At 42.8% G+C, this 18,271-nt stretch carries 20 protein-coding genes and 1 tRNA gene; 9 read left to right on the top strand and 12 right to left on the bottom strand.

Translation table 11 applies throughout. The features are described from left to right. Positions 1 to 190: 190 nt before the first annotated feature. The 4 genes from secD (at position 191) to D1367_RS24835 (ending at position 3,664) form a co-directional block, all read left to right on the top strand. Positions 191 to 1,600, top strand: coding sequence for a protein translocase subunit SecD (gene secD, locus D1367_RS24850; RefSeq protein WP_118169045.1), 1,410 nt, complete (start codon positions 191 to 193; stop codon positions 1,598 to 1,600). After that, positions 1,597 to 2,580 carry a protein translocase subunit SecF gene (gene secF, locus D1367_RS24845; protein ID WP_118169043.1) on the top strand — a complete coding sequence of 328 codons (984 nt, stop codon included), beginning with the start codon at positions 1,597 to 1,599 and terminating at the stop codon, positions 2,578 to 2,580. Before secD ends, secF begins: the two co-directional genes overlap by 4 nt. Before the next feature lie 142 nt (positions 2,581 to 2,722). Next, a complete protein-coding gene (locus tag D1367_RS24840) occupies positions 2,723 to 3,115 on the top strand; it encodes a hypothetical protein (RefSeq protein ID WP_118169041.1) in 393 nt (130 codons plus the stop codon). 78 nt (positions 3,116 to 3,193) lie between these two features. Continuing rightward, positions 3,194 to 3,664, top strand: a complete 471-nt coding sequence (locus D1367_RS24835; RefSeq protein ID WP_118169039.1) for a GNAT family N-acetyltransferase — start codon at positions 3,194 to 3,196, stop codon at positions 3,662 to 3,664. On the opposite strand, the gene D1367_RS24830 is transcribed toward D1367_RS24835, so the two are convergent. The 6 genes from D1367_RS24830 to D1367_RS24805 form a co-directional block, all read right to left on the bottom strand. Beyond that, positions 3,627 to 4,565, bottom strand: a complete 939-nt coding sequence (locus tag D1367_RS24830) for a sensor histidine kinase (RefSeq protein ID WP_118169038.1) — start codon at positions 4,563 to 4,565, stop codon at positions 3,627 to 3,629. The two genes, D1367_RS24835 and D1367_RS24830, sit on opposite strands and share 38 nt — an antisense overlap. A 104-nt stretch (positions 4,566 to 4,669) precedes the next feature. Further along, positions 4,670 to 5,263 (bottom strand): L-threonylcarbamoyladenylate synthase, encoded by a 594-nt coding sequence (locus D1367_RS24825; protein ID WP_118169035.1) that lies wholly within the window; start codon positions 5,261 to 5,263, stop codon positions 4,670 to 4,672. A 162-nt stretch (positions 5,264 to 5,425) separates the two neighbouring features. Continuing rightward, positions 5,426 to 6,313 carry a peptide chain release factor N(5)-glutamine methyltransferase gene (gene prmC / locus D1367_RS24820; RefSeq protein ID WP_118169033.1) on the bottom strand — a complete coding sequence of 296 codons (888 nt, stop codon included), beginning with the start codon at positions 6,311 to 6,313 and terminating at the stop codon, positions 5,426 to 5,428. A 25-nt stretch (positions 6,314 to 6,338) separates the two neighbouring features. Further along, positions 6,339 to 7,160, bottom strand: coding sequence for a Tic22 family protein (locus tag D1367_RS24815; RefSeq protein ID WP_181984951.1), 822 nt, complete (start codon positions 7,158 to 7,160; stop codon positions 6,339 to 6,341). A gap of 600 nt (positions 7,161 to 7,760) precedes the next feature. After that, positions 7,761 to 7,834: transfer RNA gene (locus tag D1367_RS24810), tRNA-Pro, on the bottom strand. A gap of 296 nt (positions 7,835 to 8,130) precedes the next feature. Next, positions 8,131 to 8,682: a GNAT family N-acetyltransferase gene (locus D1367_RS24805; protein WP_118169029.1), complete on the bottom strand. Its 552-nt coding sequence runs from the start codon at positions 8,680 to 8,682 to the stop codon at positions 8,131 to 8,133. 570 nt (positions 8,683 to 9,252) lie between these two features. Between D1367_RS24805 and D1367_RS24800 the strand changes: the two genes are divergently transcribed. Next, positions 9,253 to 9,972, top strand: coding sequence for a hypothetical protein (locus tag D1367_RS24800; RefSeq protein WP_100899857.1), 720 nt, complete (start codon positions 9,253 to 9,255; stop codon positions 9,970 to 9,972). A gap of 264 nt (positions 9,973 to 10,236) precedes the next feature. Further along, positions 10,237 to 11,145: an alpha/beta fold hydrolase gene (locus D1367_RS24795; RefSeq protein ID WP_118169026.1), complete on the top strand. Its 909-nt coding sequence runs from the start codon at positions 10,237 to 10,239 to the stop codon at positions 11,143 to 11,145. A 223-nt stretch (positions 11,146 to 11,368) separates the two neighbouring features. Here D1367_RS24795 and tsaD read toward each other — a convergent pair whose 3' ends face one another. Further along, positions 11,369 to 12,418 carry a tRNA (adenosine(37)-N6)-threonylcarbamoyltransferase complex transferase subunit TsaD gene (gene tsaD, locus D1367_RS24790; RefSeq protein WP_118169024.1) on the bottom strand — a complete coding sequence of 350 codons (1,050 nt, stop codon included), beginning with the start codon at positions 12,416 to 12,418 and terminating at the stop codon, positions 11,369 to 11,371. A 335-nt stretch (positions 12,419 to 12,753) separates the two neighbouring features. On the opposite strand from tsaD, the gene D1367_RS24785 reads away from it, so the two are divergent. The 3 genes from D1367_RS24785 (at position 12,754) to D1367_RS24775 (ending at position 14,227) form a co-directional block, all read left to right on the top strand. After that, positions 12,754 to 13,248 carry a Photosystem I reaction center subunit III gene (locus D1367_RS24785; protein WP_118169022.1) on the top strand — a complete coding sequence of 165 codons (495 nt, stop codon included), beginning with the start codon at positions 12,754 to 12,756 and terminating at the stop codon, positions 13,246 to 13,248. Positions 13,249 to 13,282: 34 nt separating this feature from the next. Continuing rightward, positions 13,283 to 13,432, top strand: a complete 150-nt coding sequence (psaJ, locus tag D1367_RS24780; RefSeq protein WP_118169020.1) for a photosystem I reaction center subunit IX — start codon at positions 13,283 to 13,285, stop codon at positions 13,430 to 13,432. A 273-nt stretch (positions 13,433 to 13,705) separates the two neighbouring features. After that, the gene (locus tag D1367_RS24775; RefSeq protein ID WP_118169018.1) at positions 13,706 to 14,227 is read left to right on the top strand and encodes a photosystem I reaction center protein subunit XI; all 522 of its coding nucleotides are present in this window, start codon (positions 13,706 to 13,708) and stop codon (positions 14,225 to 14,227) included. A gap of 114 nt (positions 14,228 to 14,341) precedes the next feature. Here D1367_RS24775 and gmk read toward each other — a convergent pair whose 3' ends face one another. From gmk to pyrF, 5 genes are all read right to left on the bottom strand, one after another. Continuing rightward, on the bottom strand, positions 14,342 to 14,941 hold the full coding sequence (gene gmk / locus D1367_RS24770) for a guanylate kinase (RefSeq protein WP_118169016.1): 600 nt from the start codon (positions 14,939 to 14,941) through the stop codon (positions 14,342 to 14,344). Between the two features lie 169 nt (positions 14,942 to 15,110). Continuing rightward, positions 15,111 to 15,377: an extracellular matrix/biofilm regulator RemA gene (gene remA, locus D1367_RS24760; RefSeq protein WP_012410221.1), complete on the bottom strand. Its 267-nt coding sequence runs from the start codon at positions 15,375 to 15,377 to the stop codon at positions 15,111 to 15,113. Positions 15,378 to 16,099: 722 nt separating this feature from the next. Further along, entirely contained in the window at positions 16,100 to 16,549 is a 450-nt protein-coding gene (locus D1367_RS24755; RefSeq protein ID WP_225892422.1) for a DUF29 domain-containing protein, read from the bottom strand. 307 nt (positions 16,550 to 16,856) lie between these two features. Continuing rightward, complete coding sequence (locus tag D1367_RS24750; RefSeq protein WP_118169013.1) at positions 16,857 to 17,531, bottom strand: hypothetical protein; 675 nt, start codon at positions 17,529 to 17,531, stop codon at positions 16,857 to 16,859. Continuing rightward, positions 17,528 to 18,259 carry an orotidine-5'-phosphate decarboxylase gene (gene pyrF, locus D1367_RS24745; RefSeq protein WP_118169011.1) on the bottom strand — a complete coding sequence of 244 codons (732 nt, stop codon included), beginning with the start codon at positions 18,257 to 18,259 and terminating at the stop codon, positions 17,528 to 17,530. The genes D1367_RS24750 and pyrF overlap by 4 nt, the downstream gene beginning before the upstream one ends. Positions 18,260 to 18,271: the final 12 nt, after the last annotated feature.

Raw genomic sequence — 18,271 nt, 5'->3', positions numbered from 1 at the left:
AAAGTTAGGAGTGAGGAGTTAAGAATTTAATATTGAATTTACAACTCCCAACTCCCAACTCCCAACTCCCAACTCCCAACTCCCAACTCCCAACTTCCAACTCCCAACTCCTAACTCCTAACTCCTAACTCCCAATTCATAACTCCTCAAAAGAGCGCTATTATAGCCTTTGTCAGTTGCGAGTTATGGTATGCAAAGACAGCGATCGCTATTAATTTTGATTTTAGTCCTGATAATCGCCGCTTTTACGGTGATTGCGACAATTCCGATACCTCTGGGACTAGACTTGCGGGGAGGTTCACAGCTAACAATTCAGGTGAAACCATCAGCAGAAATTCCTAAAATCACCGAACGAGAATTGGAAGGTGTGAAGAAAGTTGTCGAAGGCCGGATTAATGGTTTGGGTGTTTCTGAGCCAGTAATCCAAACAGTCGGCACAGATAAAATATTGGTACAATTGCCAGGGGTAAATAATCCAGAGCAAGCTGAACGGGTGCTAGGAGGGACGGCGCAGTTAGAATTTCGTACCCAAAAGCCGAATACAGAAACCCAACTGCTTGCTTTCCAAGCATCTAGAGCCGAATTGAAAGCCAAGCAAGAAGAATTGAGAAAAAGTACTGACAAAGCAGCAATAGTTAAGAATCAAGAAGATTTACAAAAAAGTAATCAAGCGATCGCTGAATTGTTTGAAAGCACCAATCCACCGCTAATTGGCAAATACCTCAAGGATGCTTATGGTGAACCCACTCAAGGTAACAACTGGAATGTTGCCATTCGCTTCGATCAACAGGGTGGTCAACTGTTTGCCAATTTGACGAAAAATCTTGCTGGTACTGGGCGGAGCATTGGTGTTTTTCTGGACAATGAACTGATTAGCGCTCCTACGGTGGGTATAGAATTTGCTGCCGCAGGTATTAGTGGTGGCTCCGCCGTAATTACAGGCCGGTTTACCGCACAAGAAGCTAATGACTTGGGTGTACAGTTACGTGGTGGCGCATTACCTGTACCAGTAGAAATTGCTGAAATTCGCACTGTTGGGGCAACCTTGGGTAAAGACAGTATTACTAGTAGTATCTACGCTGGTATAGGTGGTCTGACTTTAGTATTAACATTTATGGTAGTGTATTATAGATTACCAGGGCTGATTGCCGATATCGCACTTTTGATCTACGCCCTGCTAACCTGGGCTACCTTTGCTTTGTTGGGTGTCACCCTAACCTTGCCAGGAATTGCTGGTTTTATTCTCAGTATTGGGATGGCGGTTGATGCAAATGTGTTAATTTTCGAGCGGACGCGGGAAGAATTGCAAGCAGGCAAAAGCCTGTATCGTTCTATAGAATCTGGCTTTTACCGCGCCTTTTCGAGTATTTTAGACGGCAACGTGACTACTGTCATTGCTTGTGCTGCACTATTCTGGCTAGGGGCTGGTTTGGTGAAAGGCTTCGCCCTAACGTTAGCGTTGGGCGTAGCAGTGAGTATGTTTACAGCAATTACTTGTACTCGCACCTTAATGTTTTTAGCATATACAATTCCCGCGCTTAAGAAACCAGAACTTTTCTGTCCGAACCTGCCAACAAATCAGGCAGAGGTGGCTCAATGAAACTAAGTATTAACAAATCGCGATCGCTTTGGTGGGCTATTTCTAGTGCCATCATTCTTGCTGGTATCATCTCAATGGTGATTTCTTGGCAAAACCCGAACATCAAAGCACCCCTACGTCCCAGCTTGGATTTTATCGGTGGTACACGATTGCAGTTTGAACGCGATTGTACCAAACCCGGTAACTGCGACCAGCCAATTGATATCAATGTTGTTCGGGAAGTAGCTAAAGCGCAGGGATTGGGTGATAGTAGCATCCAAATTGTCGCTGACAGAGGCACAGGTGCAGAAAATGGGATATTAATTCGCACAAAAAACTTGCTTCCCGAACAGCGTAGCAACTTACAAAATGCCTTAAGCGAAAAAGTCGGTACTTTTGACGAGCAAAAAAACCAATTTGATAGTGTTGGCCCTACTCTGGGGCAAGAATTATTTACTTCTGGTGTGATCGCTCTGATAGTTTCCTTTGCAGGCATTATTGTTTATTTGACCTTCCGGTTCCAGTTGGATTATGCATTGTTTGCGATCGTTGCTCTATTACATGATGTATTCATCACGGCAGGGATTTTTTCGATTTTTGGTTTAGTATTGGGTACTGAAGTAGATAGCCTGTTCATCGTTGCTCTACTGACAATTACAGGTTTCTCAGTTAACGATACAGTGGTGATTTACGATCGCATCCGGGAAACCCTCAAGACGAATCCTAACGGAGCGATCGCTGACATTGTAGATGATGCAGTTAACCAAACTTTAGGACGGTCAATCAACACAACCTTTACTACAATGCTGTCATTGTTTGCCATCTTTCTGTTTGGCGGCGAAACTCTGAAAAACTTTGCCTTAGCTCTAATTATTGGCTTTACAGCGGGGGCTTATTCAAGTATTTTCATTGCCAGTACTCTTCTAACTTTGTGGCGAGAGCGCAACGGTCAAAGTGTGGTAGTCAGTGGTGAGTCGATTGATACATCTGCTGGTAACTAATCATTGGGCACTTGTACTGAGCGGCGTCGAAGTATTGGGCACTTGTACTGAGCGGCGTCGAAGTATTGGGCATTGGTTAATAACCAATAGTTATTCTTCCCCTGCTCCCTCATCTTCCTCATCCCCCACCTTCCCACAGCCTATGGATAAATCCGAACAATCGTCAATAACTGACCCATCCTTTATTGAACAAGTACAAAGGCTACACAAACTTACACTATATGGCAGATGGCTGTTTGTCGCTTTTTTGTGGCTCACCATTGCACCTGTTAGTTTGTGGGGTCTACGTACAGAAATTTCTCTGTGGAAACAATATTTTACCTGGGTAGCGGTGCGATATGGACTTTTCTACCATCCACTGTCTACCTTCGGTTTAGCATTTTGCGTTGGGATGACTGCTGCTGTTTTAGTTTGGCAAAGTCGGAATATCTTATTTGGAATACCACAACCGGAAAAACAGCGTTTAGAAAAACAAGTTTATCAGATACGTCAGCAGGGGCCAAGTCATCCTCTGTGGAAGTGGGTTTGTCAATAATTACATATACACGTACAGCAATTTTTAGCAAAATATGGCTTAAATATAAAAAGATACTGCCAAAGGTGGATGCCATACATGAACGAGTCTCAGATTCAATTTAGCGATTGCAAGTCTGAAATTGACCTTTCCCAACTTCAAGAACTGTTAAACGTTTCAGCTTTCTGGGCAAAGGGACGCAGTATTGAAGATTTAGGTATAGCCATTGCCAATAGTGAACCAGTGATTTCTGTCTCGGATAGCGATCGACTCATTGGCTTTGCTAGAGCAACATCTGATGGCATATATCGCGCCACAATTTGGGATGTTGTGATTCATCCAGAGTATCAAAGTAGTGGGTTGGGAAGCAAGTTAGTAGAAACCGTTTTGAGTCATCCCTGCATGAGGCGGGTTGAGCGCGTTTACCTGATGACTACTCACCAGCAGGGTTTCTACGAAAAGATTGGTTTCCAGCCTAACACCACCACTACGATGGTGTTACACAACTTACCTAACCTTGCTTTCGTTCCTGCTACAGAAGTTCAGCTTCAGGAATCACTAGGGGGATAGAGATTTGTAGTCTGGTAATCTCCTGATGTAGTTCCTTGCCAATGGTCGAAGGCAAAATTTCTAACTTTCCTCTCATAACTTCCATTAAAGTCTGATTGATTAATAGTCTCATTCCTGGGGAAAGAGCAGCCTTTTGATCAATTTGGATCTGCTGCTCATCACATTTGAGCAAATCAATCGGCTCGCTTGATGGTATAGCATGAGTTGGAACATCCAGCCAAATGGTTACAAAATTATTTGTAGGTAAGATATTGCTAGAAATACAAATACTGCCTTCTTCCATTTGAGTAATGGCAGTGTCTACTAAACTGATCAATATTTGGCGGAGCCAGAGATAATCTGCTAAAACATAAATTTCTGGATCGGCTGGTAACAATTGCAAGGGAAAATTGCGATTAGCCGCCAGCATATAAGTTAATTTATGAACCTCTTCCAAAATTTGCGCTAACGGTGTGGGCTGAATATCTAATTTATTAGTACCGTGTTCAGTTCTGGCAACGCTGAGAATTTCATCTATCAGCTTGAGTAGCTTCAGCGTTCGTTCGTGAGCTTGGCCAATAAATTCTCGTTCTTCAGCCGGATCTTCGCATAAATCTGACAAAATTAATTGATGCAAGCCAATCAAGCCATTGAGAGGCGATCGCAATTCATGGGTAGTCCGCGCCAAAAAACCACCTTTAAACTGGCTCATTTCCCTTGCCATAAGGTATGCTAGCTGCGTTTGCTGTAGCTGTTGCGATATTGATGGCATCTCCTGTTGATCTAATGGCGCTACTGGAGATGAGCTAGATGAAACATTAGGCGATGCCTGCTTTGGGCGTAGCCATCGCCCAAATAACTGACGGAAACTCATACCTAGTGCTATTCCTGCTCCTAGATATATCCAGTTGCTCCAATTCATAATCTGGCAATTATTAACTTGTTAATTGATCACAACAGCGCAAACTAAAGTTCCAAATTTCTCTGTTGTTAAAACCAGCAAGACAATATTATAGCGACCTATATTTAGTTATCGCTGGAAATATCTAACTTTATTGCACCTTGCCGCAAAATCTGCCAATTTATTCCTGTCCATTTAGCAACGGTGGAAGGTACACCCACCCCTGGTATTTCACCCTGGTATTCTAGAGTCAGAACCTTGGGAAACTGAACTTCAATTTCTGCCATCGTTTGCAAAGGCGGCTGACCAGAAAAATTGGCGCTAGTAGTAGCAAGGGGGCCTGTTTGCGCCAAAATAGTTTGAGCGATCGCACTGTTTGGGACTCGAATCCCAATTGTCGTTGGATCAGTAGGGTTCATAACTTTTGGTACGCGATCGCTTGCTGGTAAAACTAACGTCAGCCCTCCTGGCCAATATTTATCTGCTAGTTCTTGCCAAACTTTATACTCGTTCTCATCACCTTTAACATACGTCCATAAATCTTCAGCATTAGCAGCCATCAAAATTAAAGGTTTGTCTTGACTGCGTTGTTTCGCCGCAAAAATTAATGCTGCTTTTTCTGGTATCGCTGCAAGCGCAGGAACAGTATCCGTAGGAAAACTCACCAAAAGCCCAGCGCGTGCGCCAGCTATGATATTTGTTAAAGAAACTTGTGTCATATTTACTAAGTTAAGAGTGAGGAATTGTCATACCTCATAACTCATAACTCCAAACTCCTAACTCCTAACTCCAAACTCCAAACTCCAAACTCCTAACTCCTAACTCCTAACTCCTAACTCCTAACTCCTAACTCCTAACTCCTAACTCCTAACTCCTAACTCCTAACTTTTGTAAGCTACGGCAAAGCGTTCAATTCCAGCTAAATCAGCGTGAATTTGAATTTTACAATAGCTACCTTGATTTTGCAAAAGTTCTCGCACTGCATCCGCCTGCCCTGCCATCATCTCAATTAACCACACGCCACCAGGTTGCAAATAACTAGGGGAGATTTCAATCAAATGGCGAATGCAATCTAAGCCATCACCCCCACCATCCAAAGCTAAATGCGGTTCATGGTTAACTACTTCTGGTTGCAGAGTAGGTAAGGTACTGGTGGGTATGTAAGGGGGATTGGACACCATACCACTGAACTGACCTTTTAAAAATGTCAGTGGCTCCCACCAGGAACCTTGATAAAATTGAATCCGGTCAGCAAAACCTAAATTATGGGCGTTGGTTTGGGCGATCGCCAAAGCTTCTAAACTGTAATCAACTGCATAAATTGTTGCATTTTGCAAGACATCTGCTAATCCCAGTGCGATCGCTCCACTCCCAGTGCCTAAATCAGCCCAGTTTCCTGATGCATCACTAGCAGATGCTAAAGCTAAATCAATTAATAATTCTGTCTCTGGTCTGGGAATCAAAACCGCACTTGACACTGCGATTTGAAACTTACGCCAAGGTGTAACTCCGGCAATATACTGCACTGGTAAGCGGTCATTTAATCGCCTCTGCCACAAACGATCTAATTCTTCTAGAGGCAATTGCAGCTGAATTTCGGGCCAGTTTTTAAAGGACTCCAAACGCAGTGCCAAGCGGTCTAACCCAGCAACTTCGAGCAGCAGCCAATCTACCTCAGCTGGTGAGATATCAGTAGCGATCGCTGCTTGGAGAGCAGTATTGCGCCACTGCCAAAGTTGTAAACCAGATATCAGATGTTTCTCCCCCATGCCTCAACCTTGGAGTGCATAACCGTTATTTTTTTGGAGTGGCGGGTGCAGCAGCAGGCTTGGCAGCTGGAGATTGATTCGGTGCAAGCGAGCGAATAAAATTGATCGACTCCCGTGATGGATAGAGAACAATTTTATTTATACTAGGGTCGGTACTGCTATTGAGAGCTTCCATAACACCGTACAAATCCACCACTTGAATTTCAGTGTTGTTTGCTTCCTTTGGTACGGCTTTTTTAAATTCGTCTAACAAAGCTGTTGCTTGCTCTTTCTCAAAAAAGAAAGGGATATACCGCTCTTTGCCGTTGGGGACGGGAATCGTTAAATAGCTATTATCTTTCTTAAATTTGGGTACAAATAAGGGAATACCATTAAATTGCTCCCCTTTTTTACCATTTTGATTCAGCATACTTGTTGCCGAAGCTACCTGTGCTTGGGTCGGCACTAAAGTATAAATTACAGAGTCTGATTTCTTTTTGCTTTCTTGAACTATTTTATAGTAGTCTGCCAAGGACAAAGGTCTTACCTGTAGGGTGCTTGCCAACTGGGGGTTTTCTTTTTTGAGCCGATTGTCAAGGAATTTTTGAGCATCTTGCTTGCTAATAAAAAATCCCACTTGCGAGATTGGCTTGGATTCGTTGTTCCTCGAAAGTACTACAAATTCGCCTTTAGGATTGGTGAGCGTGAATACAGGTACTTCTTGGAGCTTTTTCACTACCTGATCTTGTGGCAATGCGATCGCCTGTTGATTGCCTATTCCTGGTAGATTGCCGATTCCTGAAAGCCCTGTTAAAAATACAGTGCCAGCTATACCCAATGTTGCGCCCAAGCGAATAAATGATTTCATGATTGCTCCTTGCATTAATAGTCCAATTAATTAAACAAATGGTTGGATGTTGCACAGCACCAACTAGCTTTAGTTATATAGCAATCTATTTCAATTGTAAAAAATTCATTGTGCGCGTTCAAGTTGGGTGTTAACCCTCAACGGTCAAAATCCAATATTCCGCAACTATTTAGGGTTGCTATAGTAGCGTTTTGAAAAATCGACTGTGCTTAAGTTGTCTTTTTCTCGATTTCGTTTTGTTATTCACGACGAAATGCTGTAGATGCCTATTATCTGTCTTCTCAGACAATCAAAACTCTCTCTGTCTCTCGACCTTGGAGATGATAAATGCCATTTTCTCGGCTTTCTCTAATATCGGGTGACGTTATTACTTAATCAATCGTTCCATCGCGTTTGCTTTAATATCTTCTCAAATCTATACAAGGCTTAGTGCCAGGAATATCTTACTGCTTAAAAACTAAAATTGCCTGTTAGGCTTCAACACTAATTGAACACTATAACAGGCAATTTGTTTTTATCGGTAAAAATTTATAATTTAATCGCAAATTTCAGCAAGATAACTCTAGTCAATCGCCTCATCTGTTAAATGTATTACTCAAATCGGGATGACAGGATTTGAACCTGCGGCATCCTGCTCCCAAAGCAGGCGCGCTACCAAGCTGCGCTACATCCCGTTTCGACTTATCTGCTTTTTGTGGTTTGGTTTTATCCTATCAAAGCGATCGCGCCTTACCAAAAGCATTAAGGTAACTATATCATATCAGACCGCTTATGCCTAATCTTTTTTATCTTTTGCCAAACACAAGATAGATTACATTGTTTCACTGATAAAGATTTTTTGCCGACTTAGTTTTACAAGATATATACTTGCTCCTTCGTCGGCTGAAAAAAGCAAAACCACATCAAAATAATAGATTTTCACCATTTGACCTGATTTTCTTGATAAATCGGGTTTTATTTTGATAGAGCGTTAGTGAGGATACCAGAACATGCCTTTAATGCCTTCTGGATCAGCCATAAACCCCATAGTCCGGTAGAAATCTACAACATGGGGGTCGGCGAAGAGAGTGACATTACTAATTTCTTCACTCCTAAGTTTTTTGAGAACGTATTTCATCAGTGCCTTGCCCAGTCCTTGACTTTGAAAGTCTGGGTGAACCACGACATCCCAAATAGTGGCATTAAACGCGTGATCTGAGGTAGCACGGGCAAAACCAATGAGCCGCTTTTGGTTTCCTCTCACCTGCCACATTGAGGCGACAAGAAAACTATGCTCAATAGCTTTTTTCACTTTTCTTAGAGGACGACGCGACCAACCAACTGCATCACAGAGTTCTTCTAGCTCATACAGGTCAATATCTCGTTCCGTACTGAAGACGATGCGAGTCTCCTTTGAAGAAGCTTCGCTAAGGCTGCTGGGGTTGGAATTGCCCGCAGCATCCGCTCTATGTTCTTCAAAGGAGTTTGTCCTACTTGCCGCTACAGATTCAGGAGTACTAAACCAAGTTTTCCAAAAACCCATGCCAACGTGGTTCGGGTAGTATAACTGAATTGGTTTCCACTCTCAGGAGTGTTGATTTACGTCTAACATAGCTAGCCCCATTTACTACCCTTTACACTCAAATTTTTTCGGTTGTTTTCGGGATTTGCAATGGTAACAGCCAGTTAGGGCGTTTTTCACACCAATCATTTTCAACTTTAGCATTTTGTTGTAAAGGCTAGGAGAAATTCACCAAAAGGGTAAAGATATAAATAATTCAAAATTAAAAATGGAAAAACTTAATCCTGGCAATTGCTCGTATAGAGCTTAAATGCAAGTTAGCTTAGGGGTGAATTGTATATAAGAGATTGAATATTAGGACTTACGCAGTGAAAACCTGAAACCTCGTTCGCGTAGCGTGCGCGAAGCGCACTCCCCCCTAACCCCCCGAATTTATCGGGGGGATCTGAAAGAGCCAACTTGTTAAGGGGGTTGGGGGATATATTCTGCGTAAATCCTAAGTATTTAAGAAAATTCTTCCCCAATTCCCAGTCCCCAACATCCAGCCCCTAGTCCCCAAGTGATGAAAGCAAGCGAGTCTTACCCTTAACAATGGCTTCTGGTTTAAAATCTTCGACACTGGAACTCCTAAAACGTTTTAACCGAGCGTTTCCCCAGTTTTATGAGCAATTCGTCAGCAGTGAGATTCAACTGCAAAATTTGCGGCTAGCCTACCGTCTCTATAAAACTAGACGCGCTGTTATTGAGCTGAAACCTGAAGGTAGCAAAAGCGCCCTGCATTTTGCTTACCGCAACCAGTCTTTTCTTCTCAGCGATATTTTTGGTGTATTAGCAGCTTATGGGTTGACTATTCACGGTCTGAGTCTATACGGTCAGATCCGTCCGCCAATGTTAGTTTTTATCAAACTGTTGGTATCTCGTGGTAGTAAAGCCTTGACCGAGAAAACCGCAGAAAATGTCTGTCGTGCTATTCGTGAAGCTTTAGGAGGTCGGTTTGAGGTAGAAGAGATGCTGGCAGTAGAATTCAATCTTGATACTGGCTTAGAGCAGGTACAAACTGAGTTCTATGTCGATCCGGTCTTTCATCTCCCTGCCTTAATGATTGAAGCCGATAATCAACCAGGATTATTTTACAAAGTGATGTACGCCATCTGGCAGGAAGACCTGCTGGTAGTCAATGCAAATTTACTGGTTTGGCGCGGACGTACACGGCTAATTCTCTACTTGTTGGGGCCGAATGAAAGCCTGATTCCTGAATATCTGGGTCACAAAATTGCTGAAGGGGTGCGACAGAGGTTGTTAGATAAATGAAAAAGTTATGAAAAAAGTTAGGAGTTATGAGTTATGAGTTATGAGTTAAAAATTAACAAGTTCCGCGGGTTTAAGTCCCCCGGTTCTGTAACCGATAAGTTTTGTATTGGGGTTAAAATCTCCATTACAAAACTTAATTACGAATTACGAATTACGAATTACGAATTATTTTAATAACTCCTAACTCCTCACTCCTAACTCCTAACTCCTAACTCTTCGCACTCCGTATTTAGTCGCACCCGCCCTTCGAGGTACGATATAAGTATGGCAACTATCGAAATCTTGGGCGTTCCACACGCATACGAGCTAACGGCTCCCACTTCCTGCCCCCACGCTTTAGTATTTATCCACGGTTGGCTCAATAGCCGTGGATATTGGCAACCTGTGATTTCCCGCCTATCAGATGATTTGCAGTGCCTTTCCTATGATTTGCGGGGTTTTGGTGAATCTCAGTCCCAGGTAAAAACCGATTTTAGTCGGGCAGAAACGTCTTTGAGCCTAACGCCCATCTCCAGTAGTGCGCTTGGCTCAACAATTGATTCTCTTTATACTCCGGCTGCGTATGCTCAGGATTTAGCAATTCTCCTGAAACAGCTAAATATTAACAGTGCTTGGCTCATTGGTCACTCTTTGGGAGGTACGATCGCTCTTTGGGGAGCAGATCAAATACCTGAGTGTGTTAAGGGAGTTATCTGTATCAACGCTGGCGGCGGTATTTACCTCAAAGAAGCCTTTGAGCAGTTTCGCTCGGCGGGTCAGAAATTTTTGCAAGTCCGCCCGCGCTGGCTGTCCCAAATACCTTTGATTGATTTGCTGTTTACCAGAGCCAGTGTGGCACATCCTTTGGAGCGCTATTGGGCACGTCAGAGGCTGATTGATTTCGTTGTGGCTGACCCGGAAGCAGCTCTGGGAAGTCTGTTAGACTCTACAACCGAAGAAGAAATCAATCGTTTACCTGAGCTAGTATCCCAATTGAAGCAGCCAGTTTATTTTTTGGCTGGTGCCGAAGATAAGGTTATGGAACCCAAGTATGTGCGCCATTTAGCTAGCTTTCACAGACTGTTTCAATATTGTGGTGACAATGTTCTGGAAATTCCTGATTGCGGACACCTGGCTATGTTGGAACAGCCGGATGCAGTGGCTGCTCACATCCGGTCAATAATTAGGAGTTAGGAGTTAGGAGTTAGGAGTTTGGAGTTAGGAGTTAGGAGTTTGGAGTTTGGAGTTAGGAGTTTGGAGTTTGGAGTTAGGAGTTAGGAGTTAGGAGTTTGGAGTTTGGAGTTAGGAGTTTGGAGTTAGGAGTTAGGAGTTAGGAGTTAGGAGTTTGGAGTTAGGAGTTAGGAGTTAGGAGTTTGGAGTTAGGAGTCAAGTAACTCCCTCATTTTCCTCATGCTCCTCACGACTCAGGTTGATACAACTTCATCACCTGGGTAAGGGCTAACCTAGACTCAACGCCTAGTGTGAGGGGGGATGTATGACCACGAGATAGATGTTCGGCGGCGGCACAGCCAATCATGGCGGCGTTATCGGTACAGAATTTTAGAGGTGGGAATAGGACGCGTAGGTTATGTTCAACGGCGGCGGCTTGGAGGTTTTTTCTCAAGCCGCTATTGGCTGCTACACCGCCACCAATTGCAATTGTGTCTAGACCATAGTCTAGGGCACAGGCGATCGCTCTTTTAGTTAGCGATCGCGCGACGGTTTCCTGAAAGCTAGCTGCTACATCTGCCACTGGTACTTGTCCACCATCTTTCTCTAACTGCTGCACTAAACGCAATACAGCCGTTTTTAACCCGCTAAAACTCGCATCATAACGATGGAATCCCCCACCAGGTAAAGAAACTTTCCCTTCTGGTAGAGCAAAGGCTTGGGGATTCCCCTGTTGCGCCAACTTGTCAATTATTGGGCCACCCGGATAACCCAACTTTAACAATCGCGCCACTTTATCAAAAGCTTCACCCGCAGCATCATCACGAGTTTGTCCCAGTGTTTCGTATCTACCACAATCTTTGACAAAAATCAAGCTTGTATGTCCGCCAGAAACTAATAAACTCAAGAAAGGGGGGTTTAAACTTGGTTCGCTCAAATAAGTTGCGTAAATGTGACCTTCGAGGTGATGAACTCCCAAAAATGGTTTGTTGTGTACCATCGCTAGGGTTTTGGCAGCAGTTAACCCCACCAACAGCGCTCCTACGAGTCCAGGGGCAGAAGTGGCGGCTATTGCGTCAATTTTCTCCCAGTCTAGTTGGGCTTGCTCTAAGGCTTGAGCGATCGCAACATTTATCGTTTCCAAGTGTTCACGAGACGCTACTTCCGGCACTACCCCGCCATACTGCTGATGGACTGGAATTTGTGAGGCTACAATACTACTGCAAACTTTACGATTGTTCACAATTGCGACTGCTGTTTCATCACAACTGGTTTCTATTGCTAAAACGGTTGTCATTGGGAGTGGGGAGTAGGGAGTAGGGAGTAAGGAGTTATGAGTCCTGAGTTTTTAGTAGCACAAACAAAATCTTGCTTGTTTACTACCGTACAATGAAAATTATTATACTCAGCACTCCATAACTACCCTACTACAATCAATTATTATCCTCAGCATTCCCCACTCCCCATTCCTCACTCATCTTGGTTGAGAAGCTTTAACTTTTATTTACTTAAACTTTACTCGGTTCCCACCCAAGAGTATGATGACTTCCTAGTTATGCAAATAAACAACTGTACAAGCCGCTTCGTTTTGTACAAAGAACTTTTTGTTTTGTAATAAAAGGAAACAACTCTATGCGACGATTGTTTGCTTTGATGTTAGCGATTTGTCTTTGGTTCAATTTTGCCCCCCCAGCACAAGCTTTAGGGGCTAATTTGACACCGTGCAAGGATAATCCCGCTTTTCAACAGCTAGCTGCTAATGCCCGTAATACCACCGCCGATCCCGAATCTGGAAGAAAGCGGTTTGAACGTTATTCTCAGGAGCTGTGCGGCCCTGAGGGTTACCCCCACTTAATTGTTGATGGCCGTCTAGATCATGCTGGTGACTTTTTGATCCCCAGCATTCTGTTTCTATATATTGCTGGTTGGATTGGCTGGGTAGGTCGTGCCTATCTGCAAGCGGTCAAAAAAGAGCCGAACACTGAACTAAAAGAAGTCCAAATCGATCTTGGTTTGGCACTACCCATAATAGCGTCAGGCTTTACTTGGCCAGTAGCAGCACTCCAAGAGTTTCTCTCTGGAAACTTAACAGCCAAGGATACAGAAATCCCCATTTCCCCACGCTAAATCAGCTTAACTAATTGTTTTGGAGACTAAATTCATGGCAGACAATAACAACCAATCAGCCTATTTGGTTAAGTTTCTTACTACAGCGCCAGTGGCAGCTACGATATGGCTGTTCATCACAGCAGGTATCTTAATTGAATTCAACCGCTTCTTCCCAGACCTACTTTTCCACCCACTGCCATAAGTGGAAAATGGAATTTAGCACAGTTGAATGTCTTGTGTTTTGCCTAGAATTATGTAGTTGATGTATTCAGCTTAGTTAGGCAGAATTATCACCAAAATAGGCAGCACAAAGAGTTTTTTGAAACTCGCGATCCTGTTTACAGTTCGCGAGTTTCACACTTTTAAAACTAGCTAAATTAATTTTTCTAAACTTCTTAGCCAAAAGACATCTTTAGCTACAATTATTATTAATATAAAAATGCCACCATTTTAAATTTAGAGGCGAACATAAAATATGGCACAAGCAGTAGATGCATCAAAGAATCTCCCCAGCGATCCGAGAAATGGGGAAGTTGTTTTCCCTGCATTTCGCGATCCGCAACTGGGCAATCTAGAAACCCCAGTAAATGCTTTTCCCTTAATCAAATGGTTCATTAATAACTTACCTGCCTATCGCCCAGGACTCGCTCCTGCCAGACGCGGTTTAGAAGTTGGCATGGCTCATGGTTACTGGATATTTGGCCCTTTTGCCAAATTGGGCCCACTGCGGGACACAGCTAACGCTAACTTGGCTGGTTTACTAGCAGCCATTGGCTTGGTTGTTGTTCTTACCGGTGCCCTATCTCTGTATGCTAATAGCAATCCACCCAAAGCACTTCCTAGCGTTACCGTACCTAACCCTCCGGTAGATGCTTTTAATTCTAAAGAAAGCTGGAACAACTTCGCCAGTTCTTTCTTAATTGGTGGTATTGGTGGTGCAGTAGTTGCTTACTTTTTGACTAGCAATCTGGGAGTAATTCAAGGTTTATTTGGTTAATTTACAAATGAGGAGTTAGGAGTTAGGAGTTAGGAGTTTAAATTCATAACTCCTGTACAGACGCGATTAATCGCGTCTCTCCAAACAGACGCGATTAATCGCGTCTCTCCAAACTTATTGAAACAAAACCGTTTCAATGTCATTTAAAGCAGTTTCAAAATCGTCATTAATGATTTGAATATCAAATTCATCGGCGGCTTGAATTTCTTCCTGGGCGCGGACTAGACGACGGGCGATCGCTTCTTCAGAATCTTGGGCGCGATCGCGTATCCGTTTCTCTAATTCATCAAAAGAAGGCGGTAAAATAAAAATGCTGAAGGCACTGGGGAAGGAAGCACGAATTTGTCTTGCTCCTTTTAGCTCAATTTCTAGCACGACTAACTTGCCAAAATGAATTTGGTTAAGTACAGCTTCACGGGGAGTGCCATAATAGTTCCCAGCAAATTCTGCCCATTCCAAAAATTCACCTTCAGCAAGTAATTGTTCAAACTTACTGCGGCTGATAAAGTAATAATCTTTGCCATCGATTTCTCCTGGACGGGGAGAACGAGTCGTCACAGATACGGAATAATAAAGTTCTGGATGACGTTTTAGGAGCGATCGCATTAAAGTGCCTTTACCGACCCCACTGGGGCCAGTTAAGACAATCAACCTGCCTAAATGTAAGCGTTCTTCGGTAGTAGCAATACTCTGGATGGGTAAAACTGGCATCATCCCCTCAATCTGTGAATCAATCAATAGATATTATTCATTAGTCTTGTGTTCCTGGCCAAATCCACTAGTGACTAAAGAATTTGTAGCAAGGGTGACAGAAAACTTGTCTAATTCACATGGTACTACCGATACGGTGGAAATAAAAGTGAGATTGTTAATCTACTCTTAATCAATTATCTACAGTTTGATGATCGCGGGAAATCACAAAGCGATTCGCTACCGTTTCCGGCTGAATCGCTGACAGAATTACATGGCTGGAATCGGTGATAATTACAGCCCTAGTCCGCCGACCGTAAGTTGCATCAATCAGTTGACCCCTGTCCCGTGCATCGGTAATAATCCGCTTAATCGGGGCAGACTCTGGACTGACAATGGCAACTACTCGATTGGCAGACACGATGTTACCAAAACCGATATTGATTAACTGAATCTCCATAAAAAAATAACGCCAAATGCGGTTTGAGAAGCTTAAAGTAAACTTATTTACATGTTATCGCCAAAAAACGGGAGTCACAACGATTAAATTCAAGCTAGCCTTCGTTTTTAAATAATGCCTGCTTTTTTTTCGCTATTTATCAGCTATTTTTCCTCAAAATCTTCCCATAGATACAGGCGCAATTACACTGATACAAGCTAGCACCGCAAGGCGGAAGTCAAACTAATTCATAATTGATAATTAATAATTCATAATTTAAATCAGTGGGAGCAAGAAATGCTCCACTGTCTTTTTGACCACTGATTTAAAAATGAGCGTGGGCGGCTCTGTACCCATTTTAAAATTTATGAATTATGAATTATGAATTATGAATTAATAATTATTTGGTCAAAAGTAAAAAAATTGTATTCTATAGCAATCCTAAATCATTCCTGAAAAATTAGATCCCCGACTTCTCAAAGAAGTCGGGGATCTGGACATCGCGCATTTTCATAACTCCTGCAAGGATTGCTATAAGCTATTGCGCCATAAGAAAATGGTATGTTTATTTCCGCACCCGTTGTACTAGTACACTGTGCTGGAAGTTTGCCTACCTTTAATAAAGGGCTATATCGTGCAAGAGTATTTTAAAGTAATAAATAGCTCTACAAGCTTTTATTAATAGAGCTTTTGAGTTTATTCATCAAAAATTTTTTGCTTATTTTTCTGACTTATACACCTTCTCAATAAATAAATGGTGGTAAATAATCCACATCTAAAATTTGCTCAATGCTATAAGGGCAAGTTTGTGGAAAACAATTCAAACCACTTTTCTTTTTTGCTTGTCGTAGCGCATCAATGTAGACTTCTTCAAGTACCGTGAGCAGATAGTTGTAGAGGTTTTTAGATTTGGTTAATTTCCTGAGTTCCACCCGAAAATTATCAATTTCCACTTCCCAATGATTTTTACATTCAGGAAGACTCCAATGTTGATATAAAAGCAAATGCTTGAGAAGTTGCAGTAGATAACTTTCGAGCTTGTGTTTCTGTTCATTACCCAATCTTTCAATCTCCTCAATCAAATGATCCCAATCAAGATGCTCTAAATCTCGTTCTTGCAATTGTTTCAACGTAGTTTCTAACCACAAGTGATAATCCTGTTCATAAATAATTTGAGTGAGTATTTTAGACATTATTTAATATTCTCCTAATTTACGAAGATTTAGAATTAGGTTTTATTGACCGAATAATTCGTAATTCGTAATTAATAAATTCACTTGTTTCAAGCCCTCCGAAGTTTGGAGCCGAGGAAACCTGCTATCCAACTTCTCTCCGACTTTAGTTAGGGACTTCCAAATAAAAAAATACTCAACTACTTCTTGTGGGGTGGGCGACACCAGCGCCCGTATCCAAAGGCGGGCAAGATGCCCACCCTACAAAATTGGGTAATTTATTTGTTGGAAGTCCCTTATGTGGTAATTACGAATTACGAATTATTAATTACGAATTATTCTGACGTACACTTCCAGCTTGACAATCGCGTAACCAAGTTTTAACTCCTTGGGCAACAGTGCCATTACTACTATCGCGTGGCGGAGATAGTGGGTGCTGTCCTGAATAGGAACCAGTTTGAGAAAACATCATCACTAAACGCCAACCAATTTTAGTTTTAGTCAACAATAGCCAGTGGAATTCCTGCAATTCTACCGCTTTCTTTCCTATGTACTGCCGCTCTAAGGTAGTAAAGAAAACTTGCTCAACTCCTGATGCAGAACTTTTAGAAGCGTCTGCACTATATTCTTCAAGGTTAAGGGGCAGAGGAATAAACTCAGGTCTTCCTGCCACTAATATATAACTGTAAACATCACTGCTTCTGCTGAGGCGGCGGGCGCGTTGACTAGCGCGATTAGTATAACTAGGTAAATCTTGCAGTAGCTGTATAGTTAATGTTTCTAAATTTTGCTCAGAACACAAAGACTTCGCCCCACCGTTGACATTTTCCTTTTCTGCGATCGCAGAGGGTTTAGGGGTGAGGTTTATCGAGAACGCTGGTAAAGCTTGGCTATTTGATACTAAAACCCAGAAGCCATAAGCTAAAAGCCAACTATAATTTTTCTTTTTGAGCGCTACACCCTGCACCCGATCCCCCGGCTTCTTACTGACTTTTAGCTTCATCCCACCGTGGTTAACTCCTCAGAAATCCTCTTCCAGGCTAACTCCGGCTCAGTAGCAGTAGTAATGGGACGCCCAATCACGAGATAATTTGCGCCAGCAGTAATTGCTTGTGCTGGGGTGAGCGATCGCTTTTGATCGCCAATATCAGCCCAAGTTGGCCTAACCCCCGGACAAACTAGCAAAAAGTCATCTCCACAAGTTTGTCGTAGTTGTGCCACCTCTTGAGGCGAACAAACTGCCCCATCCAAACCAGATTCCTGAGCCAGCAGGGCCATTTCTAGAGCATATTCTGGCAATTCTAGGGGTATTTTTAAATCAAACGCCAGTTGTCTAGCAGAAATGCTCGTTAGCAGTGTAATCGCAATTAACTTTGGTGGTTGTACACCTGCTTTTGTAGCTCCTTCCTGTGCCGCCTCAGTTGCGGCTTTCAGGGCATCTCTACCAGCAGTAGCATGAATTGTCAGTAAATCCACTCCGTATGTAGCTGCACTCCGGCAAGCACCAGCAACGGTATTGGGGATATCATCAAACTTTAAATCCAAGAAAATGCGCTTTTGCCGAGACTTTAGCACTTCTAGAATTTTCGGGCCAGTGCTGGTAAACAACTCTAAGCCGACTTTCCACCAAAGCACTTGCGGGAGTTGATCTATAAGAGCGATCGCACTTTGTTCATCCGCCACATCCAAAGCCACAATAACTCGTTTTTCTACCTGTTCCCTATTCCCCATTCCCTACTCCCC

This window comes from Nostoc sphaeroides, assembly GCF_003443655.1.
GTDB lineage: Bacteria > Cyanobacteriota > Cyanobacteriia > Cyanobacteriales > Nostocaceae > Nostoc > Nostoc sphaeroides.
Note: the sequence above shows the minus strand (reverse complement) of the source record. Positions and strands in the feature narration are given on the sequence as shown.